This window comes from Vreelandella sp. L-25, from assembly GCF_056857535.1.
This window is the reverse complement of record NZ_JBSXNH010000048.1, coordinates 1-25,790: the sequence shown is the minus strand read 5'-3', so window position 1 is coordinate 25,790 and position 25,790 is coordinate 1. Positions and strand designations below refer to the sequence as shown.

Annotated in this window: 24 protein-coding genes and 1 rRNA gene; 7 read left to right on the top strand and 18 right to left on the bottom strand. The window is 59.1% G+C overall.

Annotation, left to right across the window (positions count from 1 at the left end; genetic code table 11):
• Positions 1-10 precede the first annotated feature (10 nt).
• Positions 11-1,180, top strand: a complete 1,170-nt coding sequence (locus AC13CN_RS05005) for an MFS transporter (protein ID WP_137094226.1) — start codon at positions 11-13, stop codon at positions 1,178-1,180.
• A gap of 74 nt (positions 1,181-1,254) precedes the next feature.
• On the opposite strand, the gene AC13CN_RS05000 is transcribed toward AC13CN_RS05005, so the two are convergent.
• The 11 genes from AC13CN_RS05000 to dksA form a co-directional block, all read right to left on the bottom strand.
• Positions 1,255-2,433: an acetyl-CoA C-acetyltransferase gene (locus AC13CN_RS05000; protein ID WP_044629480.1), complete on the bottom strand. Its 1,179-nt coding sequence runs from the start codon at positions 2,431-2,433 to the stop codon at positions 1,255-1,257.
• 212 nt (positions 2,434-2,645) lie between these two features.
• Positions 2,646-3,026: an aspartate 1-decarboxylase gene (gene panD / locus AC13CN_RS04995; protein ID WP_009723730.1), complete on the bottom strand. Its 381-nt coding sequence runs from the start codon at positions 3,024-3,026 to the stop codon at positions 2,646-2,648.
• A gap of 33 nt (positions 3,027-3,059) precedes the next feature.
• On the bottom strand, positions 3,060-3,920 hold the full coding sequence (gene panC, locus AC13CN_RS04990) for a pantoate--beta-alanine ligase (RefSeq protein ID WP_230834821.1): 861 nt from the start codon (positions 3,918-3,920) through the stop codon (positions 3,060-3,062).
• A 21-nt stretch (positions 3,921-3,941) separates the two neighbouring features.
• Complete coding sequence (panB, locus tag AC13CN_RS04985; RefSeq protein WP_253556962.1) at positions 3,942-4,733, bottom strand: 3-methyl-2-oxobutanoate hydroxymethyltransferase; 792 nt, start codon at positions 4,731-4,733, stop codon at positions 3,942-3,944.
• A 154-nt stretch (positions 4,734-4,887) separates the two neighbouring features.
• Positions 4,888-5,415: a 2-amino-4-hydroxy-6-hydroxymethyldihydropteridine diphosphokinase gene (gene folK, locus AC13CN_RS04980; protein ID WP_062360566.1), complete on the bottom strand. Its 528-nt coding sequence runs from the start codon at positions 5,413-5,415 to the stop codon at positions 4,888-4,890.
• The gene (pcnB, locus tag AC13CN_RS04975) at positions 5,408-6,796 is read right to left on the bottom strand and encodes a polynucleotide adenylyltransferase PcnB (protein WP_058578296.1); all 1,389 of its coding nucleotides are present in this window, start codon (positions 6,794-6,796) and stop codon (positions 5,408-5,410) included. Before pcnB ends, folK begins: the two co-directional genes overlap by 8 nt.
• A gap of 897 nt (positions 6,797-7,693) precedes the next feature.
• Positions 7,694-9,076 (bottom strand): sigma-54-dependent transcriptional regulator, encoded by a 1,383-nt coding sequence (locus AC13CN_RS04970; protein WP_058578297.1) that lies wholly within the window; start codon positions 9,074-9,076, stop codon positions 7,694-7,696.
• Positions 9,054-11,999: an ATP-binding protein gene (locus AC13CN_RS04965; RefSeq protein WP_074211087.1), complete on the bottom strand. Its 2,946-nt coding sequence runs from the start codon at positions 11,997-11,999 to the stop codon at positions 9,054-9,056. Before AC13CN_RS04965 ends, AC13CN_RS04970 begins: the two co-directional genes overlap by 23 nt.
• Complete coding sequence (locus tag AC13CN_RS04960) at positions 11,989-12,165, bottom strand: hypothetical protein (RefSeq protein ID WP_044629487.1); 177 nt, start codon at positions 12,163-12,165, stop codon at positions 11,989-11,991. The genes AC13CN_RS04965 and AC13CN_RS04960 overlap by 11 nt, the downstream gene beginning before the upstream one ends.
• 1 nt (position 12,166) lies before the next feature.
• On the bottom strand, positions 12,167-13,066 hold the full coding sequence (gene gluQRS, locus AC13CN_RS04955; RefSeq protein ID WP_074211086.1) for a tRNA glutamyl-Q(34) synthetase GluQRS: 900 nt from the start codon (positions 13,064-13,066) through the stop codon (positions 12,167-12,169).
• A 118-nt stretch (positions 13,067-13,184) separates the two neighbouring features.
• Positions 13,185-13,622 carry an RNA polymerase-binding protein DksA gene (gene dksA / locus AC13CN_RS04950; protein WP_044629489.1) on the bottom strand — a complete coding sequence of 146 codons (438 nt, stop codon included), beginning with the start codon at positions 13,620-13,622 and terminating at the stop codon, positions 13,185-13,187.
• 190 nt (positions 13,623-13,812) lie between these two features.
• Between dksA and AC13CN_RS04945 the strand changes: the two genes are divergently transcribed.
• Together AC13CN_RS04945 and sfsA are read left to right on the top strand one after the other, a co-directional pair.
• Positions 13,813-14,973, top strand: a complete 1,161-nt coding sequence (locus AC13CN_RS04945; RefSeq protein WP_074211085.1) for an aminotransferase class I/II-fold pyridoxal phosphate-dependent enzyme — start codon at positions 13,813-13,815, stop codon at positions 14,971-14,973.
• Complete coding sequence (sfsA, locus tag AC13CN_RS04940; RefSeq protein WP_074211084.1) at positions 14,970-15,698, top strand: DNA/RNA nuclease SfsA; 729 nt, start codon at positions 14,970-14,972, stop codon at positions 15,696-15,698. Before AC13CN_RS04945 ends, sfsA begins: the two co-directional genes overlap by 4 nt.
• Positions 15,699-15,706: 8 nt before the next feature.
• Here the strand turns inward: sfsA and AC13CN_RS04935 are convergent, their stop codons facing one another.
• From AC13CN_RS04935 to AC13CN_RS04910, 6 genes are all read right to left on the bottom strand, one after another.
• On the bottom strand, positions 15,707-16,168 hold the full coding sequence (locus AC13CN_RS04935; protein ID WP_074211083.1) for a DUF4426 domain-containing protein: 462 nt from the start codon (positions 16,166-16,168) through the stop codon (positions 15,707-15,709).
• A gap of 36 nt (positions 16,169-16,204) precedes the next feature.
• Positions 16,205-16,801, bottom strand: a complete 597-nt coding sequence (metW, locus tag AC13CN_RS04930; RefSeq protein ID WP_044629493.1) for a methionine biosynthesis protein MetW — start codon at positions 16,799-16,801, stop codon at positions 16,205-16,207.
• Positions 16,801-17,997, bottom strand: coding sequence for a homoserine O-succinyltransferase MetX (gene metX / locus AC13CN_RS04925; RefSeq protein ID WP_074211082.1), 1,197 nt, complete (start codon positions 17,995-17,997; stop codon positions 16,801-16,803). Before metX ends, metW begins: the two co-directional genes overlap by 1 nt.
• A gap of 73 nt (positions 17,998-18,070) precedes the next feature.
• The gene (locus AC13CN_RS04920; protein ID WP_058578303.1) at positions 18,071-18,664 is read right to left on the bottom strand and encodes a YggT family protein; all 594 of its coding nucleotides are present in this window, start codon (positions 18,662-18,664) and stop codon (positions 18,071-18,073) included.
• A 100-nt stretch (positions 18,665-18,764) separates the two neighbouring features.
• On the bottom strand, positions 18,765-19,592 hold the full coding sequence (proC, locus tag AC13CN_RS04915; protein WP_044629496.1) for a pyrroline-5-carboxylate reductase: 828 nt from the start codon (positions 19,590-19,592) through the stop codon (positions 18,765-18,767).
• An 88-nt stretch (positions 19,593-19,680) separates the two neighbouring features.
• Positions 19,681-20,379, bottom strand: a complete 699-nt coding sequence (locus AC13CN_RS04910) for a YggS family pyridoxal phosphate-dependent enzyme (RefSeq protein ID WP_062372865.1) — start codon at positions 20,377-20,379, stop codon at positions 19,681-19,683.
• 33 nt (positions 20,380-20,412) lie between these two features.
• Between AC13CN_RS04910 and AC13CN_RS04905 the strand changes: the two genes are divergently transcribed.
• Together AC13CN_RS04905 and AC13CN_RS04900 are read left to right on the top strand one after the other, a co-directional pair.
• The gene (locus tag AC13CN_RS04905) at positions 20,413-21,456 is read left to right on the top strand and encodes a type IV pilus twitching motility protein PilT (RefSeq protein ID WP_058578305.1); all 1,044 of its coding nucleotides are present in this window, start codon (positions 20,413-20,415) and stop codon (positions 21,454-21,456) included.
• A gap of 24 nt (positions 21,457-21,480) precedes the next feature.
• Positions 21,481-22,644 carry a PilT/PilU family type 4a pilus ATPase gene (locus AC13CN_RS04900; RefSeq protein WP_084812735.1) on the top strand — a complete coding sequence of 388 codons (1,164 nt, stop codon included), beginning with the start codon at positions 21,481-21,483 and terminating at the stop codon, positions 22,642-22,644.
• A 9-nt stretch (positions 22,645-22,653) separates the two neighbouring features.
• Here AC13CN_RS04900 and AC13CN_RS04895 read toward each other — a convergent pair whose 3' ends face one another.
• Positions 22,654-23,796, bottom strand: a complete 1,143-nt coding sequence (locus AC13CN_RS04895) for an anhydro-N-acetylmuramic acid kinase (RefSeq protein ID WP_058578307.1) — start codon at positions 23,794-23,796, stop codon at positions 22,654-22,656.
• Positions 23,797-23,912: 116 nt separating this feature from the next.
• Between AC13CN_RS04895 and tyrS the strand changes: the two genes are divergently transcribed.
• Together tyrS and AC13CN_RS04885 are read left to right on the top strand one after the other, a co-directional pair.
• The gene (tyrS, locus tag AC13CN_RS04890) at positions 23,913-25,112 is read left to right on the top strand and encodes a tyrosine--tRNA ligase (RefSeq protein ID WP_044629499.1); all 1,200 of its coding nucleotides are present in this window, start codon (positions 23,913-23,915) and stop codon (positions 25,110-25,112) included.
• A 461-nt stretch (positions 25,113-25,573) separates the two neighbouring features.
• A 16S ribosomal RNA gene (locus AC13CN_RS04885) occupies positions 25,574-25,790 on the top strand; the annotation flags it as partial.

Genomic DNA, 25,790 nt, shown 5'->3' with positions numbered 1-25,790 from the left:
AGGACATAGCATGGAGCAGCAGGAATCGCCGCGTTGGTGGGCGGTGGTGGCCGTGATGATCGGCATTTTTTTGTTGGTGACCGCAGAGCAACTACCCATCGGTTTGCTCTCTCAGGTGGCAGAATCGATGGGCGTGACCCCAGGTATGGCAGGGTTGATGGTGACGGTGCCCGGCGTCGTGGCGGCGTTTTCAGCGCCGCTGCTACCGGTGGCGGTAGGGCGTCTCGATCGCCGTATCATGCTGACGCTGATGATGGCAGTGATGGTGCTGGGCAGCGTGCTCTCCGCCATGGCCAGCAACTTTGCCCTACTGTTGGCGGCGCGAGTGTTGGTGGGGATCAGTATCGGCGGTTTTTGGGCCATTGCGGGCAGTATTGCGCCACGTCTGGTGCCTAGCGATCAGGTGTCGCGGGCCATGACCATCATTTTTGGCGGCGTGGCGGCGGCCTCGGTGCTCGGCGTACCGTTGGGCACGCTGCTGGGTGATATCAGTAACTGGCGCGTGGCCTTTGGTGCCTTGGGGGGCTTGAGTTTGCTCACGGCGTTGGCGCTTTGGCGCTGGCTACCGCCACTGCCGCCCCGCGAGCCAGTAAGGTTACGGATGCTTGCGCAACAGCTAAAGAATCGTGGCGTGCGGGTAGCGGTGCTGACCACGGGCTTTGTGGTGGTTGGCCACTTTGCCGCTTATACCTTTATCAGCCCGATCCTTCAGGAGATTAGCGGTATTGCCCAGCGTCACGTCGGAAGCTTGCTGTTGCTCTACGGGGCGGCGGGGATTTTGGGCAATATCGCGGCGGGTGTCTTTGCTGGGCGACATCCCTACCGTGCGGTGCTGGCGATTCCCAGCCTACTGCTGGTAGTCGTGGCGCTATTCCCACTATTAGGTGTTCAGCCCACTAGCGGCGTTATGCTGCTGATGGTGTGGGGCGCAGTCTTTGGCAGTGTGTCGGTGAGCATTCAAACTTGGATACTGCGCACCGCGCCTAACACGGAAGCCGCCACGGCGCTGATGGCATTTGTCTTTAATATGTCGATTGGCCTGGGAGCTATGGTAGGTGGCCAAGTGGTTGATACCACCAGCCTGCCCATGGCCATGTGGGCGGCATCAGGGCTGTTTCTGTTGGGGATGCTATTGGTATGGCGCACACCCTCGCGCATTGTGGGGGAGAAGCGTCGCTAATGGCTTGGCAAGACCAGTGAAAAAAATGCCCCCGCGTGGCGGGGGCACTCTCTCTACGTTCCGCTTAAGAGGTGTTACGGACGCTCAATCGCCAGTGCAACCCCTTGGCCACCGCCAATACATAGCGTCGCCAAGCCTTTTTTGGCATCGCGGGCGATCATTTCGTGGAGCAGTGTCACCAGCACGCGGCAGCCCGACGCACCAATAGGGTGACCTAGCGCGATGGCGCCGCCGTTGACGTTCACCTTCGACGTGTCCCAGCCCAGCTCTTTATTGACCGACAGCGCTTGAGCAGCGAAGGCTTCGTTGGCTTCAACGAGGTCCAGGTCATCCAAGCTCCAGCCTGCTTTTTCCAAGCAGCGGCGTGTTGCCGGGGCTGGGCCAATACCCATAATGGCCGGGTCGACGCCTGCGTTGGAGTAGGCGGCAATGCGGGCTAGGGGCTCCAGGCCAAGCTCTTTGGCTTTTTCCGCCGAGCAGAGCATAACCACGGCCGCGCCGTCGTTCAGCGACGAGGCGTTACCCGCCGTCACGGTGCCGTCTTTCTTGAACGCAGGACGCATCCCGGCCAGCTTGTCTGCCGTGACTTCACGAGGGTTTTCGTCGGTATCGAAGACCACCGGGTCGCCTTTACGCTGCGGCACCTCGACCGGGACAATCTGGCTTTTGAATTTGCCCTCTTTGATGGCGGCAGCAGCTTTTTGCTGGGAAGCGGCGGCAAATTCGTCCATGGCTTCTCGCGTGATACCGTACTTCTCTGCCAGGTTCTCGGCCGTGATGCCCATGTGGTAGTTATTGAACGCATCCCACAAGCCATCGTGCACCATGGAGTCGATAGCCTTCCAGTCGCCCATGCGCTGGCCGTTGCGCGAGTTCGGCAGAATATGGGGAGAGGCGGACATGTTCTCCTGACCACCGGCCAGCACGATCTCGGCATCGCCGCAGCGGATGGCTTGAGTCGCCAGGTGCAGCGCTTTGAGGCCAGAGCCACACACTTTGTTGATCGTCATGGCCGGTACGGTGTCTGGCAGGCCTGCCTTGATGGCTGCTTGGCGCGCCGGGTTTTGGCCAACGCCTGCGGTGAGCACTTGGCCCAGTAGCACTTCATCGATTTGCGCAGGAGCCACCCCAGTGGAAGCCATAATATCTTTAATCACTAGTGCGCCCAGGTCGCTGGCAGGAATACCAGCGAGTGATCCACCAAAGCTACCTACGGCGGTGCGGCGTGCCGCCACAATGACCACGTCTTGCATACGATGACTCCTTGAGTAAGTGTTGCATCGTTCCTATGGCAGATAGACGTCGCTGCCTATCCGTTGTTATTAACATCGTTATTAGCGTGTATTGACAGGCTTGGCTATCAGCATAGGGGAAGATTGTGCATTGCGGCAATACGCTTTTTTGGCAAATAAAAACAGGCCGATCAACGGCCCGTTAAATAACAACGCATTCTCAGATGATTAGCTTATGCCAATTGGACCGGAATGGCGTTGCTGGTATGGCTAACGTGGTTGCCTTCTTGGAGATACACCAGCGCAGGCTGATGGTTTTCAAGTTCGGCTTCTGAGTAGTGGGCGTAGCTGCAAATAATGATGCGGTGCCCTGGCGAGGCTAGGTGCGCCGCTGCGCCGTTGATCGAGATCAAACGTGACCCCTCTTCGCCACGAATGGCATAAGTGGTGAAGCGCTCGCCGTTCTCCACGTTATAAATCTGAATCTGTTCATTTTCGCGGATACCGGCCATATCCAGCAGTTCGCCGTCGATGGCGCACGAGCCTTCGTAATTGAGAACGGCGTGGGTAACGCGGGCCATGTGCAGCTTGGCTTTGAGCATAATGGTATGCATAGAAACTCCTGGGTAAAGAGCTAGCCTGACGGGCTAGTCAGTGGCAGCGCTAGGAAGCTGCACGCTGAGATTGTCGATAAGCCGGGCTGGGCCGAGCTTGGCGGCGGCTAAGAGCACGGCATGGCGCGTGGAGACCGCCACAGGTTTTAGGGTGGCATCCCGCAGCTCAAGATAGTCCGGCGTAAAACCGGCATCATACAGCGCGGTTTTACCCCGTTGTAGTACCTGTTCGGCGGATTCGCCTTGGGCCAGCGCATCACGTAGCTCGCACAGCGTACGGTAGAGCGTGGGCGCTATGGCGCGCTCCTGCTCGCTGAGGTAGCCATTACGTGAGGAGAGCGCCAAGCCATCGTCGGCGCGCACAATCGGCACGCCAATAATCTCGATGGGCATGTGCAGATCAGCCACCAGCTTGCGGATCACCGCGAGCTGCTGGTAATCCTTTTCACCAAAACAGGCGACGTCTGGCTGCACTAGGTTAAACAGCATGCTCACTACGGTGGAGACACCGTCAAAATGCCCAGGGCGTGAGCCACCGCAAAGCCCTTCGCCGACCTCAGGTACGTGAACACAGGTTTGAGCTGCCAGCCCGTTGGGGTAGAGGGCGCTGACTGAGGGGGCAAACAGAAGGTCACAGCCTGCTTCGGTGAGCTGGCGCTGGTCAGCTTCAAACGTGCGCGGGTAGGCGTCTAAATCTTCGCCAGGGCCAAACTGCATTGGGTTAACAAACAGACTGGAGACGACCACATCTGCATGCTGGCGGGCGGTCGCAATGAGTGCCAAATGCCCAGCGTGCAGGTTGCCCATGGTAGGCACCAGCGCAATGCGCTGGCCCTTTAGGCGATAGTTGCGCAGAGTGGCGCGTAGCTCGTTAATATCTTGCAAAGTGCGCATAGGGGATTCGCTGTCACTCACTTAAAAACAGTGTTCCAGAGCGGGAAACGTGCGGGTTTTGACCGCTTCATGGTACTGCTCAAACGCACCTTGAATAGAGTGTGCGTCCGCCATAAAGTTCTTCACAAAACGCGGTGTGCGGCCATGGGTAACGCCTAGCACGTCGTGCATTACCAGAATCTGGCCGTCGGTATCCGGGCCTGCGCCGATCCCGATGACGGGGACGTCCAGCGCCTCGGTCACCGCTTTGCCCAAACTGGCGGGTACGCACTCCAGCAAAATGACCGATGCTCCTGCCTCGGCCAGCACTTTGGCATCATTAATGATTTTTTCTGCTTGCTCGGCCTCGCGGCCCTGCACTTTATAACCGCCCAACTGGTAAACGGTTTGCGGCGTCAAGCCTAAGTGGGCGCACACTGGTACGCCACGGCGCGTCAGTTCGCGTATGCCGTCGGCCATCCACGCCTCGCCCTCTACCTTCACCAGCTCCGCACCTGCGCGCATGAGTGCCGCGCCATCTTCCAGCAGGCGTTCGGTGGTGGCGTTGCTCATAAACGGCAGGTCGACCATTAGCAGGCTGTGGCCTTTGCCACGTGCTGCACAGCGGGTGTGGTAGCAGATGTCGTCGATGGTCACAGGGAGAGTGCTGCTATGGCCTTGCAGAACCATGCCCAGGGAGTCGCCTACCAGTAGGACATCAATACCTGCCGCGCTAGCGGCATGGGCAAAGGAGGCATCGTAAGCAGTCAGGCAGCTGAACGTTTCACCGGCGCGCTTATACGCCTGCAGAGTGCTCAGGGTGACGGTTTTCATGGCGTGCTCTCATTCAATCTTTATGGGGCCGATGCGGCAGGGGGGTGTGACACGCCTGCTTTGCTCGGCCATTATTATCGCAGCGTCCCTGCCTGCGCGATGTGGCGTAACCGGCAATTGTTACCTGATTGGGGGCGTGGTGTCGAGATTTGTGTCAGATGGTAGCAGTCGCGGTGACGCCGGTATCATTTAAGTGCCGAATATCGCTCATATTTACAGCTGTTAGCCAGTGATTAAGCGGCTGCTGATGTAGGGTGATGGGGTGCTGAAGCGCTGTGGCCACTTCCACCAGTGGGACTAACACGAAAGCGCGGGCGTGCATCTGCCCATGGGGAACGGTCAAGCGTGGCTGATGAAGCGTGAGTTCGCCGTAGAGCAGCAGGTCTAAATCCAGCGTGCGCGGCCCCCAGTGGCGCAGCCGCCGCCGGCGATGGCGCTGCTCCAGCGCCTGCAGTTGATCCAACAGTGCCAAAGGCGAAAGATGCGTCTCGAGGCAGGCGACCGCGTTGATAAAGTCAGGCTGGTCTTGAGGGCCTACAGGGGGGGTGGCGTAGAGTGACGAGCTAGCCACCAGCCGAGACAAGGGCAGGGCAGCTAGCTCTTGAAGCGCCTGCTGCACCTGACCTTTGGGGTTCTCCAAATTGCTACCAAGGCCGATGTAACTGCGAATGGCGTTATTCACTGTTCGCCTTCCGCGGCTTGCGGCGTTTTTTGCGCCGGCGGTCACCTTGGCTGGCAGGATCGCTGCCGACTTTTTGCAGTAGGCGGAGCTGTTCGTGCTCATCGCCTTTCTGAAATGCCGTCCACCAGTCGCCCAGCCCACGGGGAATTTCACCCGCCTGCTCACGTAGCAACAGGAGGTCATAAGCAGCACGGAAGCGCGGATGCTCGCGGGTTTGGAAAGCCCGTTTGCCCCGGCGCATCGGCAAGCGTGCTTGCAGCTCCCAGATTTCGCGCATGGGGATACCAAAGCGCTTGGGAATGGAGGTGTGCTGAAGCTGGCGCGATACGACCTGCTGAGCTGCGGTTTGCAGGGCGGGCACGGCAGGCATGCCCTCGCGCTCGAGCTCGGCCTGGCGGTGAACGACCGGCGCCCACAGAAATGCTGCCAGCAAAAACGCGGGCGTGACGGGCCGGTCTTCGGCGATACGCTTATCGGTATTGGCGAGTGCCTGCTCAATGAGCTCTTCTGCCCAAGCGGCATCGGCCATGGCTTCTTCTGATTCCGGGAAGAGCATGCCAAACAGATTGTAATGGCTGAGCAGGCGGAAAGTGATTAATCCGTGGCCCGCCATAAACAGCTTGAGCACTTCATCAAACAGGCGCGCAGGTGGAATTTGCAGCAGCAGCGGCGCCAAGTCGTACATCGGCGCTTCGGTGGCGGGCTCGATGGTGAAGTCGAGCTTGGCTGCAAAGCGAACCGCGCGCAGCATCCGTACCGGGTCTTCACGGTAGCGGGTGGCGGGGTCGCCGATCAGCCGCAGCGTGCGCGACTCAATATCCCGCACGCCGTTGGCAAAGTCGTGGATCGTGAAGTCAGCAATATTGTAGTAGAGCGCATTGACGGTAAAGTCACGGCGCAGTGCGTCCTCTTCGATATTGCCCCATACGTTGTCCCGCAGCAGCAAGCCATCGTCCGATTGGTGAGCGATATGGTCGCCGTGCTCGTCCTGGGGTTTGCCGCGGAACGTCGTTACCTCGATGACTTCGCGGCCAAAGCGTACATGCACGATTCGAAAGCGGCGGCCAATCAGGCGTGAGTTGCGAAACAGGTCGCGCACCTGCTCAGGCGTTGCGTTGGTGGCAACATCGAAATCTTTCGGCATTTTGCCCAGCAGCGCGTCGCGAATGCAGCCACCGACAAGATAGGCATCGAAACCAGCCCCATTGAGGCGGTATAGCACCTTGAGCGCGGCTTCACTGATTTGCTGACGAGAGACGGGATGCTCGGAGCGCGGAATAATACGAGGACTGAGCGCATCAGAGGCGCTCTCAGGGGAATCGAGCAGGGATTTCAAGTGCTCTCCCGGGCTATGTAATAAACGGGTAAATCCTTTAAACATGCGGCGATATCGACTCGCAGTGTATCGAAAACAGTTTCGAAAAACGTGACCGTATGGAGGACGGTAAAGGGTTGAGTGTATCCGACCCCCTGGGGCTTGCAAAGAGCGGTTTGCAATGAGCCGTCGGACCTGACGTCAATGCCACCCGTAAACGCGGAAAGGGGAGGCTACGTGAGCCTCCCCTATAAAGCAGACAATCAGCGTCCATGCTGCTGTTTTTATTCATGATGGCACATCGCCCTGAATACGCACCGCAGTCGGCAGGCGTAAAGAATCACTCTGATTCCGACCGCCTCGTATTCAAAACAATAATCCAACCGCGAACTTTTCTCTCCCGGCGAGTTGTTATTGGCTCCGGGGGTGTACACCTATGCTGCTATTGTTGTTGTTTGGGTGCAGACCTTGTGTACGTCGCGTCCTTATTTGGGCACTTGCTGTGTATTGTTATTGTTTGCTGCGCGTTTGCTTGGCTCCGCTAGGTAACCCTGTGCTGCGCGTGCAAGTCATGAGACTCAAGCCTGTTGTTCTTGTTCGTGCCGTTATCTCTACCTGGCCTTGTTGTTTTTGTTTTGGCTCAGGTCGGGGCGGTGTCATGTTGTTTTTGTTAGCGACTAACCGCGCTGCCCAGTTTGTTCTTCTTACCCAGTAATATTGCACTCGCCGTGCCACTCATTTGATACGTTATGTATTTCAATGGTTTGGCGATTTTTTGGTAGGCCGGGGAACTAATTGGAAGGGAAAGTGTTACCCGTTTTTGACCCTATTTTTCGCTTCGTTGTGTGGGAAGGTAACAGTGTCTGGGTAACGATATTTTGAGTATTTCTTATGAAAATCAATCTATTGGACGTTAGTCTTATGATCAGGGGGTAGCCCCTGCAAAAACAGCCAATCGGTACGCTAATTCTGGCGGCGGGCAGTTTTTTTCCGCGGAATGCCCAGTCGCTGGCGACGTTCCCATAAGTTTTTACGGCTAATACCTAGTTTCTGGGCCAGCTCGGTTTCGCTCATTTGGTCCTGGTGTTCCAGCACAAAATGCTGGAAGTAATCTTCGAGGGAAAGGTCGTCTTCGTCAGCCGTCGTGGCGTCGTCATTTGTGGAAGCCCCAGGGCTAACGGCAGGTGGGTGAGGTCGGTTAGTCGCCGGGCCAAGTCCCAAATCATCGGGGTGAATCAAATGCCCTTCGGCGAGAATAACTCCGCGCTCCAGAGCATTTTCAAGCTCGCGCACGTTACCGGGCCAGGGGTAGTCGCGTAGATCCTGACGAGCCGCTCTAGAGAGCCGCAGCCCGGGGCGCTCGTGGCGCTTGCAGGCCTTTTCCAGCAGGATGTCGGCGATTTTAAGTACGTCATCTTCGCGCTCGCGTAGCGGTGGCAGGGCAATCTGCATCACGTTCAGCCGGTAGTACAAATCAAGCCGGAACTCGCCGCTTTTGGAAAGCGCGCGCAGGTCACGGTGAGTGGCGGCAATCAAGCGAACGTCCACATGGCGGGTTTCCACGGAGCCAATTTTGCGGATTTCGCCCTCTTGCAGTACCCGCAGCAATCGCGCCTGGGCGTCCAGGGGCAGCTCGCCAATTTCATCGAGAAAAAGCGTGCCGCCGTCGGCGGCTTCGACCAAGCCGGTGCGCGCCGCGCTGGCACCGGTAAACGCTCCTTTCTCGTGACCAAACAGCTCGGATTCAATCAGCGTTTCGGGGATCGCCGCGCAGTTCACGCAAATCAGCGGCGCTTTGGCGCGCTTGCTTTGTTGATGAATGGCGCGGGCGACCAGCTCCTTACCGGTGCCGGACTCGCCCTGGATCAGCACGGTGACATCGGCAGGCGCGGTTTTGCGAATGCGCGTGTAAACCTCCTGCATGGCGGTGCAGTCGCCAATCATGGTTTGACGGCCGCCGCCTCCGTCGGTGATATCAGGCGGCGTGCCCTGCTGCATCGACTGCTTATGCAGAATGCGTTCAACCGTTTCCAATAGCTCGGTGTGGTCGAAGGGCTTGGCAACATAATCAACGGCGCCCTGCTTGAGCGCATCCACCGCCGAACGCATGCTGGCGTAGCTGGTCATGATCAATACCGGGGCGGGGGCCGCTAGCTCAATGAGCGTCGTGCCCGGCTCCCCCGGCAGGCGCAGGTCGCTGATGATGAGGTCAAAGTCGCTGAGCGGCTGCGTACGGGCCTCTTCGGCGCTGGCCGCTTCGCTGACGCTGTAGTGATGACGTTCCAGTAAGCGCTTTAGCGCGCTGCGAATAATCGCTTCATCTTCAACAATCAGTATCCTGGGCATGGGGCAAGTGATCATCCTGTTGGTAAAGCGGTAGCCATAGCGTAATGGCCGTGCCGCGAGGCTTTCCGGGAGGTGGTGAAGCGACCTCTATTTTGCCTTGGTGCTCATTGATAATTTGATACGCCAACGATAACCCAAGTCCGGTGCCTTCACCCGCCGGTTTGGTGGTGGTGAACGGTTCGAACAGCCGGTGTTTAACGCTGGGATCAATCCCATGGCCGTCATCGACGACGCGCCACCAAGCGTGGCTGGCCTGGGTGCCTGCCTCAATACGTACCGTACCCTGTGGCTGGCAGGCGTCCTTGGCGTTGCTCAGTAAATTTACCATGACTTGGGTCAGGCGCTGTGCATCACCGCGCACCACAATGTCACTTGGGCAGGCGTTGGTAAAGGTGACATCCTCGCCTGAGCGGGCTAAATGGATCAAGTGAAGCGCATCTTCGCTGACCGTTTTCAGCGATGCTGGCGCGGCGGGAAGCGGTAGTGCGGGCCGTCCGCCATGGGCAAACCCCACCAGGGAGTTGACGATTTTAGTCACCCGCTGAGTGAGCTGCTGAATTTGGTCGGCGGTTTCCAGCAACGCCGGGTTTTCGGTGTCGTAGCGCAGGTTTTGCGCCAGCGATGAGATACCGGTAATCGGGTTGCCAATCTCGTGGGCTACACCAGCGGCGAGCTGGCCAATGGAGGCGAGCCGCGCGGCGTGCACTAGCTCCTCTTCCAGCCATTTCATCTCGGTGTGATCCTCTACCAGAATGACGCTGCCGCCACGACTATCGTGGCCGCTGAGCACCGCTTTGTGCAGCGTCAAAAAGTAGTCTTTGCCGTGCAGTGTGACCGCTTGTTTGTACAGCGGCGTTTGGCTGGCATTCAGCACGCTGCCCAGCAGCGTGGGCCAGGGCGGCGGCAGGCTGTCGCGTCGGGAGCCGATCACGCTTTCGCCGCTGATGCCGGAGAGCTGGGAGAGCGCTTGGTTCCACATCAGAAGCTCATCGTCGTCGCCCAAAACGCACAGCCCCACCGGCAGATAGGCCAGGGTTTGACGGTGGTGGCGGCGCAGCCCGTCGAGTTCTCGGGCAAGCCCGGTGAGGCGCGAGCGGTAGGCTTCTAAGCGGCTCTCTACAAAGTGAATATCATCGGTGGCGGGGGTATCGTCGTGGCGATAGGGCAGGTATCGATCCACAATATCCCGCGCCACCGACGGCCCCATGAGTCCTGATAAGTTGGCTTGAATGCGGTCGCGTAAACGGCGCAGCGCATAGGGACGGCGCTCTTGCGGGGTCAGGTTGAGCGCTTTTAAGGCGCGGTCCACTTCGCGACTGGCGGCTTCATCGCCCAGCGCCTGGGCCAAGTGGGAGGGGAAATCCCCCGCTGTGGCGGCTTCCAGCGGTAGGCGTTTCGAGCGGATGACCGCATCCACCGAGCAGGCTTCCGCCGCCGAACGTTCGCCCTCTGAGATGCGCGTAAACAGCGACACCACAATCAGCAGGACGATATTCACCGCTAGCGAAATCAGCGTGGCGTTGTACCACGCGGGCGCATCCGTGGGCATCAGCAGAGTGAACGGGAGCGCGGGCATGGTGATATCGAACAGCAGCGGTAGCCACAGCCCCCATAGCCAGACGCCAATGCCGCCGATAAGGCCGGCAATCATGCCTTTGCGGTTCGCGCCGGGCCAGTAAAGTAGCGCCAGCAGCCCCGGCAGGCACTGGGCCATGCCCACAAAGGCAGCCAGCCCTAGGCTAGTGAGAGAGTGGTAACGCCCGACGCTTTCAGCAAATAGCCAACCGCCGAAGATTACGGCCCCTACCAGCGCACGGCGCAGCCACAGCAGCCAACCGTAGAGGTCGCTACGCGCCTCCGGCGGGCGGGCGACCAGCACGATGTGGTTCAACACCATGCCGGAGAGTGCGAGCGCGATCATCATCATGGTGCCGCTGGCGGCCGCCAAACCGCCAATGAACGCCAGCGTGCCGACCCACCAGTGCTCGGTCATCAGATACGCCGCGTAAGCGGCGAGCGGCACGCTCTCGTTGGCCGACTGCGCCGCCCATAAGATCAGCGGCACCGGTAGCGCCATCAGTAGCAAAAAGAGTGGCAAGGTCCAGCTCGCCTGCAGCAAGGTATGGCGAGAGAGGCTTTCGGCAAAGGTGATCTGAAATAGGTGCGGCATCATAAAGGCCGCCGCGAAAAACAGTAGCAGAAGCGTGCGCCACTGGGGGGCTTCTAGCTGTGGGGTGGCGCTCTGGAGTGCCGCGCCCGGGCCTTCCAGCCAGCGCTGTAAATCTTGAGGGCCGTTAAACACCCACCATAAGGCAATGGCACCGAGCCCGAGCATGGCCAGTAGTTTGATCACCGATTCGAAGGCGATGACGCTCAGCAGTGTATCGTGGCGGTGCCGATGGCTGTGGCGGGCGCCAAACAGCACGGCGCAGCCTGCAATGACCGCGCAAAACAGCAGCGCTACCGCTGAGCTGTAGCGGCTGCCGGTTAGCAGTTGCACGGCGTCGCTCAAGGTGTGTACTTGAATGCCCAGCAGCGGTAGTACGGCAATCAGACTAAGCAGCGTGACAAGCGTTCCCGCCCAGCGGGAGCGGTAGCGAAAGGCGAACAGATCCGCCAACGAAGAGAGCTGGTAAGTGCGGGTAATGCGCTGAATCGGTACCAGCAGCACAGGGGCGAGTAAAAAAGCTCCCGCTGGCCCTAGGTAGTAAGCGAGGTAGCCAAACCCGGCATTCGCGGCTAATTCGATGCTGCCATAAATTGCCCAGGCGCTGGCGTATACGCCGAGCGCTAGGGTATACACCATCGGGTGGCGAGTAATGCGTACTGGCACCCAGCCCCGCTCGACGGCCATGCCGCAGCCAAACAGCAGCCCCAGGTAGCTAAGCCCCAGTAATACAACGCCTATCAGCTCAGCGTTCATCTAACTTCCTCTTCTGCTCAAGCCATAGCGTCAGGGCAATCAGGACGCCCCAAATCGCAAAAGGGCGGTACCAGGCCACGCTCGGGTCGCCCCAGCCATCCATAAACAGCGGTGATAGCAGGTAGCCGCCAAACACAAGAAATAGCATGATGCGGTAGATGTACATCTTACTGCTCCGGTGGAGTGGGGCGATGGGCAAGCGGTGCCAGGCGTGACACCGACCAGTTCTCTATTGCCCAGCGTAGCTGCGCTTCCGGCGATTCATCGACAAGCGCTGGCGGTGGCGCTTGGTCGAGTAGCTGCAGCGCCTGAAAGAGCTGGCGGCGTATCCCGGTGCTCTCTTCGGCTAGGGCGGGTGCTAGGTTCTGCTTGGAGAGCTTTTGGCCATCCGTAGTTACCACTAATGGTAGGTGCAGGTAACGAGGTGTTGGTAGGCTTAGCGCTGCCTGTAACTGCTGCTGCCAAGGCGTGTTATCCAGCAGGTCGTACCCGCGCACGATATTGGTAATGCCCTGGTGGGCGTCATCCACCACCACCGCGAGCTGGTAGGCCCATAATTGATCTTTGCGCTTTAACACGACGTCGCCCAGTTCGGCGGGGTCGAAGTGCTGCTCGCCGAACAGCCGATCATTCCAACCTACGGGGCGTTTGGCGAGGTCACTGCGCAACCGCCATGCGACCGGCTTGGTGGCATCGCACACGCCGTTTCGGCACCAGCCGGGGTAGATGTCAAAGGCCTGCCACTGCTTACGCGAGCAACTGCATGGATACGCCAGCCCTTGATCAACGAGCTGATCCAGCGCGTGCTGGTAGGCATCATGACGATGGCTTTGCCATATCACTTCCCCATCCCACGTTAGTCCAAAGGCCTCTAGCTGGCGCAAAATAGTGCTGTCCGCGCCTTCTGGGCAGCGTGGCGGGTCGATATCTTCGATGCGTACCAGCCACTGGCCGCTAGCGGCGCGGGCATCCAAATAGCTGCCTAAAGCGGCAACCAGCGAGCCAAGGTGCAGCGGCCCGGAAGGGGTGGGGGCAAAGCGCCCTCGATAGTGAGCGGTGGCGGTCATGGCAACCCGTCGTTTGGAAAACTGCGTAGCGATGAGAAGAGCACAAGATGACAAACAAAAACGGGCACCTCAAGGGTGCCCGTTGGCTGTCATCTTAGGATGACGAGGCGTTTGGTACTTAACCGCCCAGTTGCTTCTCTTTCAGCTCGGCCAGGGTTTTGCAGTCAACGCAAAGCGTGGCGGTGGGGCGTGCTTCCAAACGGCGGATGCCAATTTCCACGCCGCAGGCTTCGCAGAAGCCGTAATCGTCTTCGTCGATCTTCTCGATGGTTTCGTTGATCTTCTTCAGCAACTTACGCTCGCGATCCCGGGTGCGCAGTTCAAGGCTAAAGCCCTCTTCTTGCGTCGCGCGGTCAGCGGGGTCGGCGTAGTTGTTAGCATCTTCCTGCAGGTGGCGTACGGTACGATCCACCTCTTCCATGAGATCCTGTTTCCAGTCCAGAAGCAGCTGGCGGAAGTGCGCGAGCTGCTTCTCGTTCATATACTCTTCACCCGGTGCCGGCTCATACGGGATGAAGGACTTGGACGCTTCCGGTTTCTTTTCCGCTACTGGCATGGGAGTGCCCCTTACGTATGTGACTGCTGATCGACCATGAGCGTGTGTCACGATCTCACGCCAAAGGGATGCTTGTTTAGCTGAAAATTGCACGTGATGCAAGCATAATAGTGCATTTTGGACCATGGTCCCACATCGTGTGCGGCCAGGGTCATGATTAATCTACTATTTATTAGTTGAAGGAGCCATGATGGCCTGGAATTCGCGTGTTGATCACGTTGCGCCTTTTCGCGTGATGCACTTACTAGAAATGGCTCAGGCACGTGAGGCGGCTGGGCATGACGTGATTCATCTGGAAGTGGGAGAGCCCGATTTTGCCACTCCCGCACCCATTGTGGCGGCGGGTCAGCAGGCGCTTGCCGAGGGAAAAACGCGCTACACCCCCGCTGCCGGTTTGGCGTCGTTACGTGAAGCCATCGCTGGGCACTATGCCGAACACTTTAATGCCAAGGTGGACCCTGCGCGTATTCTGGTCACGCCCGGCGCTTCTGGCGCGCTGTTGCTGGCTAGCCAACTGTTGGTCGAATGCGGCGACCGGGTATTAATGGCCGACCCTAATTACCCCTGTAACCGCCACTTTATGGCCCTGGCGGGCGCGGAAATTGATACCGTGCCCGTTGGGCGTGACAGCGGTTGGCAGCTTACCGCGCCGCTGATTGAGCGGCACTGGCAGGCCAAGACGCGGTTAGCGATGTTGGCCAGCCCCTCCAACCCCACCGGGCATACGCTGGATGCCGAGGCGCTCACGAAGGTGATCGACACGGTGGCGGCCAAGGGCGGCGATGTCATCGTCGATGAGATTTACCAGGGGCTGAATTACGACGACGCACCACTCTCAGCCACCTCGCTGTCGGAGGATGCCTTTGTGGTGAACAGCTTCTCCAAGTACTTCGGCATGACCGGCTGGCGCTTGGGCTGGCTGGTGGCGCCAGAACAGGCTGTCGAGCCGCTCACCCGGCTGGCGCAAAACGTGTTTCTGGCTGCTCCGACGCCTTCCCAGCATGCGGCGCTGGCAGCGTTTACCCCGGAGTGCCGGGATATTCTGGAAACCCGTCGCGCCACCCTCAAACAGCGTCGCCAAGTGCTGCTGGATGGCCTGGCCGAGCTAGGGCTTGCGCCTGATCTACCCCCCCAGGGGGCGTTCTATCTCTGGCTGGATATCTCCCGCTACAGCCGCGACAGTCAAGCGTTCTGCGAGCGCCTGTTGGTGGAGGAGAACGTCGCCATCACCCCCGGCATCGACTTTGCGGTTCAGGGCGGCGAGCATCATGTGCGCATCGCGTTCACCAACGACGTGGCTCGGCTGCAGGAGGCGGTGGTGCGCATCGCGCGTTTTGTGAGCCGCTTATGATGACCTATCCAGGGCTGGTGCCCGGCATGCTGCTGCGCCGCTATAAGCGCTTTCTGGCCGATGTCCGCCTGGACAGCGGTGAGGAAGTGGTGGCCCACTGTCCGAATACTGGCTCGATGAAGGCGGTGAACGTACCCGGCTGCCGTGTATGGCTCTCGCCCAGTAATAACCCTAAACGCAAGCTTGGATGGACCTGGGAGTGGATAGAGCTGCCCGAGCCAGATGGTGGAACGGCGCTGGCATCGGTGCACACAGGCCGTGCTAATCGATGGGTCGAAAGTGCCATTGAGGCCGGAGATATACCGCCGCTGTCGGGCTATCGAACGTTAAAGCGCGAGGTAAAGGTCGGCGAAGCGCGGCTCGATTTTCGCTTGGATGACCCTGAGAAGGGGGTTGCCTATGTGGAGGTCAAACAGGTCACTTTGAAAGAGGCGGACGGGCATGGCTACTTTCCCGACTCCGTGAGCGTGCGCGGCACCAAGCATTTGCACGCGTTGGCTGCGCTGGCTGAGCAGGGTAAGCGGGCGGTGCTGCTGTTTTGCGTGGCCCATGAGGGGATTGCGGATGTGGCACCGGCGACGCATATCGACCCCACCTATGCGGCGGCGCTGAGTGATGCGGTGAACGCGGGTGTGGAAGTAGTGGCGTATGGCGTGATGGTGGAGTGGCAGCAGAGTGTACCGGTAGCGGCCCGCCTGGCGCGGGCGCTACCGGTACGGGCTTAGCGCTCGATTTAGCGTTCGATATAGAAACGCTGAATAAAGCTCACCGGCTCGGGGTTTTCATTGCGGTCGTAGCGCACGTCGAGATTGAAGCGCATCGGCTCGTCTTGGCGCAGCGTGAACGTGGCCAGATGGTAGGTGGCATCGCCATCGTGCACGGTGCGAAAGCTGAGCGGTTCGCGGGTGTCGGTGAGGTCGCTAACGTAGCCTTCAACGCTAGCGTTGACCGGTCGCGTGGTGCCATCTGGCTGACGCTCGCGCACGCTGACATTCACTAAGCCGTGCCCGATGCTGCGCTGGATACTGTTCGCCTGCGCCACTTCTGACGTTAGAAAGCGCGTTTCAATGGCGTTGTAGTGGATTTCGTACTCGCCCACTCGCACCATCTGCTCGGCCGCTGCCTGGGTGGCGCTGAGCAGCGTCCCCATTAGCAGCGTTAGCAGTGAAAAGCGTCGCAGTGTCGCGATAGCCATAGCGTGTCTCCTCTCATGGGTGAGGTAAGTGCGGTATTAGGCGCGTCGGCGCACTCGGAAAATGGCGATTTCACCAAACAGGTTCGGCCACCACTTCGAGGTCCAGTGCCCCTTGTGGTCGCCCACTCCTACGGCACGGTCAACAATCACCAAGCCTTTCTCTTTGCATAGATGCTCGAAGTCGTTAAACGTCGAGAGGTGGATATTGGGGGTGTCGTACCACGCGTGGGGCAGCGATTTCGATACCGGCATGTAGCCGCGCAGCCCCAGGTGAATGCGGTGACGCCAGTAGGCGAAGTTAGGGAAGGTGATGATGCCCTCCTCGGCTACTCGAAGCATTTCATCAAGCATCTTATCCGGGCGGCGCAGCGCCTGCAGTGCCTGGGTCATGATGACTTGGTCATAGCTATTGTCGCAGAAGCTACTCAGGCCATCGTCCAGGTTGTGCTCGATGACGTTGACGCCGCGCGCCACACACTGGGTGATACCGTCTGGATCGATCTCCAACCCGTAGCCGGTCACGCCTTTCTCTTGGGCCAGCCGCTCCAGCAAAACGCCGTCGCCGCAGGCGAGGTCAAGGATATGTGCACCTTGGGGAACCCAGTCGTAAATCAGTTCAAGATCCGTGCGCATTAGCGTGTCTCCTCCGCGCCTGCGGCGTCGATGTGCTGCTCTCGTGCGACGCGGCCCATAAAGGCGCTGAACAGCGCTTGGTAACGCGGTTCTGGCAATAAGAAGGCATCGTGCCCGTGGGGCGATTCAATGTTGGCATAGCTCACCGATTTGCCCGCGCGCGTTAGTGCATCCACCAACTCCCGGGAGCGCGACGGCGGGAAGCGCCAGTCTGTGGTAAAGCTGACGATCAAAAAGGGGCACTGCGCTGGTGCCAAGGCGCAGGCAAGATCGCCGTCGCAGCTGGCCGCCGGGTCGAAGTAGTCCAGCGCTTTGGTCATTAGCAGGTAGGTATTGGCATCAAAGGCGGTCGAGAAGGTATCGCCCTGATAGCGCAGGTACGACTCCACCTGAAACTCGACGTCGAAGCCAAAGCTCAAGTCGTCGCTGCGCAGGTCGCGGCCAAACTTGCTGCCCATGGCATCTTCGGAGAGGTAGGTGATATGCCCGACCATGCGGGCCAGCTTCAGCCCCCGTTTGGGTGCGGTGTCGTGCTCGGCGTACCAGCCGTCGAAGAACTCCGGGTCTGAGCGGATGGCTTGGCGGGCGACCTCGTTGAAGGCGATGTTCTGCGCCGAGAGGCGCGGCGTGGCCGCAATGACGACGGCATTGGCGACCCGTTCGGGGTAGGTGATCGTCCACTGCAGCACCTGCATGCCGCCCAAACTGCCGCCCACTGCCGCTGCCCAGCGCTCAATGCCCAGATGATCGGCGAGGCGCGCTTGGCTGGTGACCCAATCGCTCACCGTGACCACGGGGAAGTCAGGACCCCACTGGCGGCCGGTGTCCGGGTTATGGCTCGCCGGGCCAGTACTGCCGTGGCAGCCGCCTAGGTTGTTCAGCGACACCACGAAAAAGCGATTGGTGTCGATGGATTTGCCGGGGCCGATATGGGCATCCCACCAGCCAGGTTTGCGATCCTCGGCCGTGTGGTAGCCCGCAGCGTGATGATGCCCCGACAGTGCGTGGCAAATCAGCACCGCGTTAGAGCGCTCGGCGTTCAGCGTGCCGTAGGTCTCATAGATCAGTTCGTACTCCGGCAGCGTTTTGCCACAGGCAAGCGGCAGCGGCGTCTCGAACTTAACCACGTGAGGGGTCACAAGGCCAACGGAGTCCGCCGGCCGGTCGTCATAAGCAAGAGTGTCTGAATCAGGCATCGAAAGCGCTAGTCCTGCAAAAATAAGTCCTGCGAAAAGTAAGCTCGGGGCGATAGTCGAGTCGATAGGGCCTTTATAGGCCTACGAGTGCGCCCGAGATGCCCGCCGCGCGGATCAGCGAGCCAACCACTAAGCCGTCTACTAGGTTAATGGCGATAAAGACCACGATCGGCGAAAGATCAATCATGCCTAGCGGCGGAATCACCTTTCTCACCGGAGCCATGATCGGCTCGACCAACTGCATCACCAGCAGCGCGCCGGGGTGGCTGGCATTCGGCGCGACCCAGCTCAGAATGATCATCACGATCATGGCAAAGAAGTAGATCTTCAAGATGGCGTTGGCTAGCGCGGCCACCCCAGCAATCAGCAGCCCTGCAATGGGCGGCATACCCACGCCGATCACCATGAAAATGGCAATCATACTGACGACTTTCAGCACGAAACCGGCCGCCAGCGTGGCGAGGTCAAAGCGCCCACCCACGGGGCCGAGGAAGCCTTGAAACAGACCAACAACAGGCTGGGTGATTTTCACCACCGACTGGCTGAGCGGGTTGTAGTAATCCGCCCGGGATGCCTGCAGCAAAAAGCGCAGCATTAACAGAAACAGATAAATATTGATCAGCGAGTTCACCAGCATTAACCCGGCGCTGCCTAATTGACTTCCCATTGCGGCTTCTCCTAAAAAATGTCGTTCTTGAGATGAGCGGCGTGCCTGCAGTTCATCTCGTTCTTATGGCGTGATTCACGGTCGGTTGCCTACGTAAGACTCAATCGTTACCGCTTAGCTCTTTGGACATGGCATCGGCGCGCGCGGCGCAGGCCTGCATGGCGTCGGCAATGATCGTGCGCAGGTGCGCATCTTCCATATGCGCAATAGCGCGCTCGGTGGTGCCGCCCGGTGACATCACGTTCTGCTTCAGGGTGGCCGGGTCTTTGTCGCTGCGCTGGGCCATAGTGGAGGCCCCCAAGGCGGTTTGAATGGCCAAGCGGCGGGCGGTTTCGGCAGGCAGGCCGAGCTTCACGGCGGCCTCTTCCATGGCTTCAAACATTAAGAAGAAGTAAGCCGGGGCGCTGCCGGAAACCGCGGTCACCGCATCTAGTAAACGCTCTTCCTCGACCCACTCGACAATGCCCACGGCTTCCATTAGCTGCGTGGCGAGGGTGCGCTGGGCATCGCTGACCGCCGCGTTGGCGTACAGGCCGCTGGCACCGATGCCGACCAGTGACGGGGTGTTGGGCATGCAACGCACCAGGGCGTTGCCGCCGCCCAGCCACTGGTCGATGGTGTTGGCATCCAGGCCTGCAGCAATGGAAATTACCAGCGGCGCCTGCTGCTGAACGCTTTCACGCAGGGCTTCACAAACGCCGCGCATGATCTGTGGTTTGACCGCCAGCACGACCACATCTGCACCGTTAACCGCTGCACTGTTGTCGGTGTGGGTATGAATACCCAGGCGCGCCTTCAGCGGAGCCAGTTCGCTTTCGTTGGGGGCCGTGGCGGTGATGTCGCTAGGTGAGACACCGCTTTCGATCAGGCCGCCGATAATGGCACCGGCCATATTGCCTGCGCCAATGAAGGTGATCTTGCTCGCCATGGGGGTATCCTTTTTCGCAAATAGCTGCGTCTTGCAGCGTGTAAAGTAAACCGTGAGTTGTGTGAGCCGCGTGCTGTGTGAATCGTAGTTAGCCCCGAGCGCCAAAAATGGCGGTGCCTAAACGTACCAGCGTGGCGCCTTCTAAGACAGCCGCTTCTAAATCGTCGCTCATACCCATCGAGAGCGTATCCAGCGGTGCTTCAGGCAGTGCCGCTTGGAGCTCTTCTAATAGCTGGCGTAGCGCTGCCAGCGGCTGGCGCTGTGCTTCTAGCGTCTCCGCCGGGGCGGGAATCGCCATCAGCCCGCGCAGGGCGAGGCCTGGCAGGGCGGCAATCTCTTGGGCCAGTGCCAAGGTACCCTCGGGCAGCACGCCGGATTTCGTGGCCTCGCGGCTAATATTGACCTGCAGGCATACGTTTAGCGGCGGTAACGCTACCGGGCGCTGTTCGCTCAGGCGTTTGGCGATCTTTAACCGGTCAACGCTGTGTACCCAGGCAAACTGCTCGGCCACAGCGCGGGTCTTGTTCGATTGCAGTGGGCCAATGAAGTGCCACACAATGCCGTCAAGATCCTCAAGCGCCGCTTGTTTATCCAGCGCCTCTTGCAGGTAGTTTTCACCAAACTCGCGCTGGCCGTGCTGCCACGCTTCGCGCAGCATCTCGGCGGGCTTGGTTTTGCTCACCGCCAGCAGGGTGGCGCTGGTGGGCGAGCGTCCGGCATCCTCAAGCGCCCGGCGCAGGCGTTCACGCGCAGATGCAAGTGACTCGGGGAGCGCGTTGTCTGTCATACTCAAGCACCTTACCGCAGCTGGGAAAGAGAGATGGATATTACCGAACTGCTGGCATTCTCGGCAAAGCAGAATGCATCCGACTTGCACCTTTCGGCGGGTCTGCCTCCCATGATACGTGTTGATGGCGATATTCGTCGGCTTAATGTGCCCGCCATGGAGAACAGCGACGTTCGGCGGCTGATCTACGACATCATGAATGATCGGCAGCGCCGCGACTATGAAGAGCACCTAGAAACGGACTTTTCCTTCGAAGTGCCGGGCGTGGCGCGCTTTAGGGTTAATGCCTTCAACCAGGCACGCGGGGCAGGGGCCGTCTTTCGTACCATTCCTAACAAGGTGCTTTCCATGGACGCCTTGGGCATGGGCGAGGTGTTCCAGCGCCTCTCGATGCTACCTAGAGGATTAGTGCTGGTGACCGGGCCCACGGGGTCGGGGAAAAGCACGACCTTGGCGGCGATGATCGACTACATCAACGAACAGCGCTTCGAGCATATTCTAACCATCGAAGATCCGGTGGAGTTTGTGCACACCAGCAAGCGCTGCCTGATTAATCAGCGGGAGGTTCACCGCGACACCCATAGCTTCTCTGGGGCGCTGCGAAGCGCGCTGCGCGAAGACCCGGACGTGATTTTGGTCGGTGAGTTGCGGGATCTCGAAACGATCCGTTTAGCGCTCACCGCTGCTGAAACGGGGCACCTAGTATTTGGTACGCTGCACACGACTTCGGCGGCGAAAACCATCGACCGGATTATTGATGTATTCCCCGGCGAAGAGAAATCTATGGTGCGCTCGATGCTGTCTGAATCGCTCCAGGCGGTCATCTCGCAAACGCTGTTGAAGCGTCAGGGTGGCGGGCGCGTGGCGGCCCACGAGATCCTGATTGCCACGTCTGCGGTGCGTAACCTCATTCGCGAAGATAAAGTGGCGCAGATCTACTCCGCTATCCAGACCGGCGGCGCACTGGGAATGCAGACCCTGAATGCCTCGCTCGCTAAGCTGGTTAAAGAGGGCGTGGTGAGTATGGACGAAGCCCAAGCAAGGGCTAAAGGCACGCTGACGTTAAAAGATGAGTAAGGCGGCACAAGGATAATAGACGCGATGAGTGAGCCAGCCAGCGGTATGACCGTGACCCAGTGGCTGCACCAACTGCTGGGTATTATGGTCGAGCAGCAGGCATCAGACCTGCTGATTTCGGTGGGCGCACCGCCCAGTTTGAAAACGCCCAAGGGGCTAATGCCGCTGGGGCGTCAGCCGCTCTCCTCTAGCCAGGTGCGTAGCCTGGTTCTGAATGCGGTTCCCGAAAAGCAGCGGGAGCGATTTCAAGAGGAGCACGAGGCGAATTTTGCCCTAAGCCTGGAGAACGCGGGGCGGTTTCGGGTAAGCGCCTTTCAACAGCGTAACGAGCCCGCCATGGTGGTGCGCCGCATTGCGCAGACTATTCCGACCCTCAGCGCGCTGGGCGTGCCTAGCCAGTTGGCAGCGTTGGCCAATGCCAAACGCGGGCTGGTGCTGGTGGTGGGCGGCACGGGAACGGGGAAATCCACCACTCTGGCGGCGATGATTCAGGAGCGTAACGCCTCAGTCGGTGGGCACATCATCACCATTGAAGATCCTATCGAGTACTTGCATCCGCACCAGCGGGGCATCGTTAATCAGCGCGAGGTGGGGGTGGATACGGAGTCCTTCGAGGTGGCGCTGAAAAATACGCTACGCCAAGCGCCGGATGTGATCTTGATTGGCGAAGTGCGTACCCGCGAGACCATGGAGCACGCCCTCACTTTTGCGGAAACCGGGCATCTCTGTTTGGCGACGCTGCACGCCAACAACGCTAACCAGGCGTTGGAGCGCATCCTTCACTTCTTTCCCCATGAGCGGCACGAGCAGGTGCTGATGGATCTGTCGCTGAATTTGCGTGCTGTAGTGGCGCAGCAATTGCTGCCTACTCAGCAGGGTGGCCGCTGCGCGGCGATCGAGATTTTGCTCTCGTCGCCACGGGTGGTGGATCTGATCCGAAAAGGGCGTATTGATGAACTAAAGCAGGCCATGGCAGGCTCCCGCGACGCGGGGATGCAAACCTTCGATCAGGCGCTTTATGCGCTTTATCAAGCGGGCCAAGTCAGCCAGCAAGTGGCGCTGGCCCATGCGGATTCCGCCAACGACCTGCGGCTGATGATCAAGCAGGGCGACGCCGTCGCCAGCGGTAAGCCGTTAGATGCGCAGGTGCCGTCTCATCTTGCTCTGCGCGACGGTGACGATTATTGACGGTCGCCGCTAGGGGGCGTAAATGCCGCCCAGTACCCGCGGGCCGCTGGCGCCGGTCACGGAAGACAAGTTGCCGGGTAACCCGTGCAGGCGCTGATGGGCGAGCCAAGCAAAGGCTCCTGCTTCAATCCAATCTTCCGGCCAGCCCAGCGTAGCGGGGGAGAGTAGCGTGACCTTAGGAAGGTGCGCGGCTAACCTTTCCATCAAATAGGCATTGTGAGCACCGCCACCGCCTACCAGTAGCGTGGCGCTGGGCTGGCTTAGTGGCAGTTGGGTCACCCCTTGCGCGACACTCACCGCCGTCAGTTCGGCCAGCGTTGCCTGAACATCCCGGGGGGCTTCGTCGCCAGTGAGGTGGTCGCTCAACCACGCTAAGTGAAACAGCTCGCGCCCGGTGCTGCGCGGCGGCGGCTGATGAAAAAAGGGTTCTTGCAGCAGGCGGGCGAGCAGCGCTTGGTCGATTTGCCCGCTGGCCGCCCAAGTGCCGCTCTCATCAAATCGCCCGGTGTGATGCTTGGCAAACCAGGCATCAAGCAGCACGTTCGCCGGGCCGGTATCGAAGCCCACCACGGCGCGCTCCTGTTCTTGAGGAAGCCATGTAAGATTGGCAAAGCCGCCCAGATTCAGCACGAGCTGTTCGCCTTGGCGCTGCCCAAACAGCGCTTGGTGGAACGCGGGCGCTAGAGGCGCTGCTTGGCCGCCAGCGGCCAAGTCCCGGCGGCGAAAGTCGGCTACCACCGTGCACCCCGTCAATTCTGCCAGCAGGCTCGGGTTGTCTAGCTGTAGCGTATACGCCGGACCACCCTGGTGACCTTGCGGCGCGTGCTCAATCGTCTGGCCGTGGCTGCCAATCGCTGTAATCTGAGCCGGGGCGAGCCCTTGCTCCGTTAATAGTGCTGTAACGGCCTGGGCCTGGAGGCGGCAAAAGGCATCCTCGGCGGCGGCCAGCTCGGCAAAGTGCGCTGCTGGCGCGTGGCAAAGGTGCAGTAGCAGCGCATGCAGCGTATCGGGCATGGTAACGGCAGTCGTGGCTAATAGCTTAGGCGGCGCGCCAGGAGTGATAGAGACCAGGGCGGCATCAATACCGTCCAAGCTGGTGCCTGACATGAGCCCGATGTAGTAGGCCGTCGGTGTGGAGGAAGCGGTTTTCATCATGCGGGTCATCCAAAACGGGGTGAAGGCTCAACCAAGGCGGTGGAGCGTGATAACATCGCCCACTATTGATTATTTAAACGCCTTTAACGGCACATAGTACATGGAGATCGGCAATGAGTGAGGTGGATCAGGCGTTAGCGCTGCTGTCGCGGGGGACGCATGAAATCCTGGTAGAAGACGAGCTGCGTAAAAAGCTCGCGTCTGGTCGCAAGCTGCGTATTAAAGCAGGGTTCGACCCTACAGCACCTGATTTGCACCTGGGCCACAGCGTACTGCTGACCAAAATGCGTCAGTTCCAAGATCTCGGTCATACCGTCATCTTTTTGATTGGTGACTTCACCGGCCGTATTGGTGACCCGACCGGTAAAAACGTCACCCGTAAGCCGCTGACCGAAGCCGACGTCAAGGCGAATGCGGAAACTTATAAAGAGCAGGTGTTCAAAATCCTCGATCCGGAAAAGACCGAGGTGCGCTTCAACGCGGAATGGTTTGGCGAGTTAACGGCTGCCAAAATGATTGAGCTGGCAGCACAAAGCACCGTGGCTCGCATGCTGGAGCGTGATGACTTCGAGAAGCGCTACAAAGCGAATCAGCCGATTGCGATTCACGAGTTTCTTTACCCGCTAGTGCAGGGCTATGACTCCGTCGCACTAGAAGCTGATATCGAACTGGGCGGCACCGATCAGAAATTTAACCTGCTCATGGGGCGCGAGATTCAAAAGCACTTCGGCCAGGAGCCTCAGGTGGTCATCACGATGCCCCTGCTAGAAGGTTTGGACGGCGTGCAGAAAATGTCCAAGTCGCTTGGCAACTACGTGGGCGTGGATGAAGCACCGGGTTCCATGTTCAATAAGCTGGTCTCCATGCCCGACAGCTTAATGTGGCGTTACTTCGAACTGCTCTCGCTGAAATCGAACGAAGAGATTGAGGCGTTGAAGCAGAGTGTCGAGCAGGGTGCGAATCCTCGCGATGTGAAAATGGAGCTTGCCCGCGAACTCATCGCCCGCTACCACGGTGATGAAGCCGCCGCGAATGCGCACAAGTCGGCGGGTAACCAGTTGGCCGATGGTGAGTTGCCGGAAGACCTGCCAGAAGTAGACGTCGACTTTGAAGGCAGCGAGCAGGCCCCGGTTGCGACTGTTCTGAATCGCTCAGGCTTAACCAAGAACAGCGCACAAGCCAAAGACATGCTGAAAAATGGCAGTGTCAAAGTGGATGGTGAGGTCGTTGCTCAAGACACCATGCTCGCCACTGGTAAAGTGTATGTGATTCAAGCGGGCAAGAAGCGTTACGCTCGCGTGACCCTGGTGTGAACTTTCTGAAAACTTTTTCACATTAGCTCTTGCCAACCCGGCCGCGAATCCGTAAAGTACGCATCCGCTGCCGGGGACGACCAGCGTTACCAGCGGTGAATGAGGTTGAAAATCTCTGGTTTGTCAGGAAGTTAGAGTTGTCTTGTTGTTGTTTAGATCGCTCGCTTCACTCGCTGAAAACAGCCCTTGACAAACACCACGGAATGCGTAGAATACGCCTTCCTCGCTGAGGCGACACGGTTCAGGTCATCGAGCCAGCGCAGCGAGCTTAAGAAAGTTGCTCTTTAACAATTTGATCAGGTAATTCATGTGGGCGCTTGCCGATGAGGGTGATAAATCACCAATTATCAAGGCAAGCGCACAAGAAAGATGTTTACATCTTTCAAATTCGTTTGAATCTTGAGCCAAGTTTGATCCGCTTTTGTTGCCTTCGGGCAGCGAGTAAGGATCGCATTGATCTTAAACTGAAGAGTTTGATCATGGCTCAGATTGAACGCTGGCGGCAGGCCTAACACATGCAAGTCGAGCGGTAACAGGTCCAGCTTGCTGGATGCTGACGAGCGGCGGACGGGTGAGTAATGCATAGGAATCTGCCCGATAGTGGGGGATAACCTGGGGAAACCCAGGCTAATACCGCATACGTCCTACGGGAGAAAGGGGGCTCCGGCTCCCGCTATG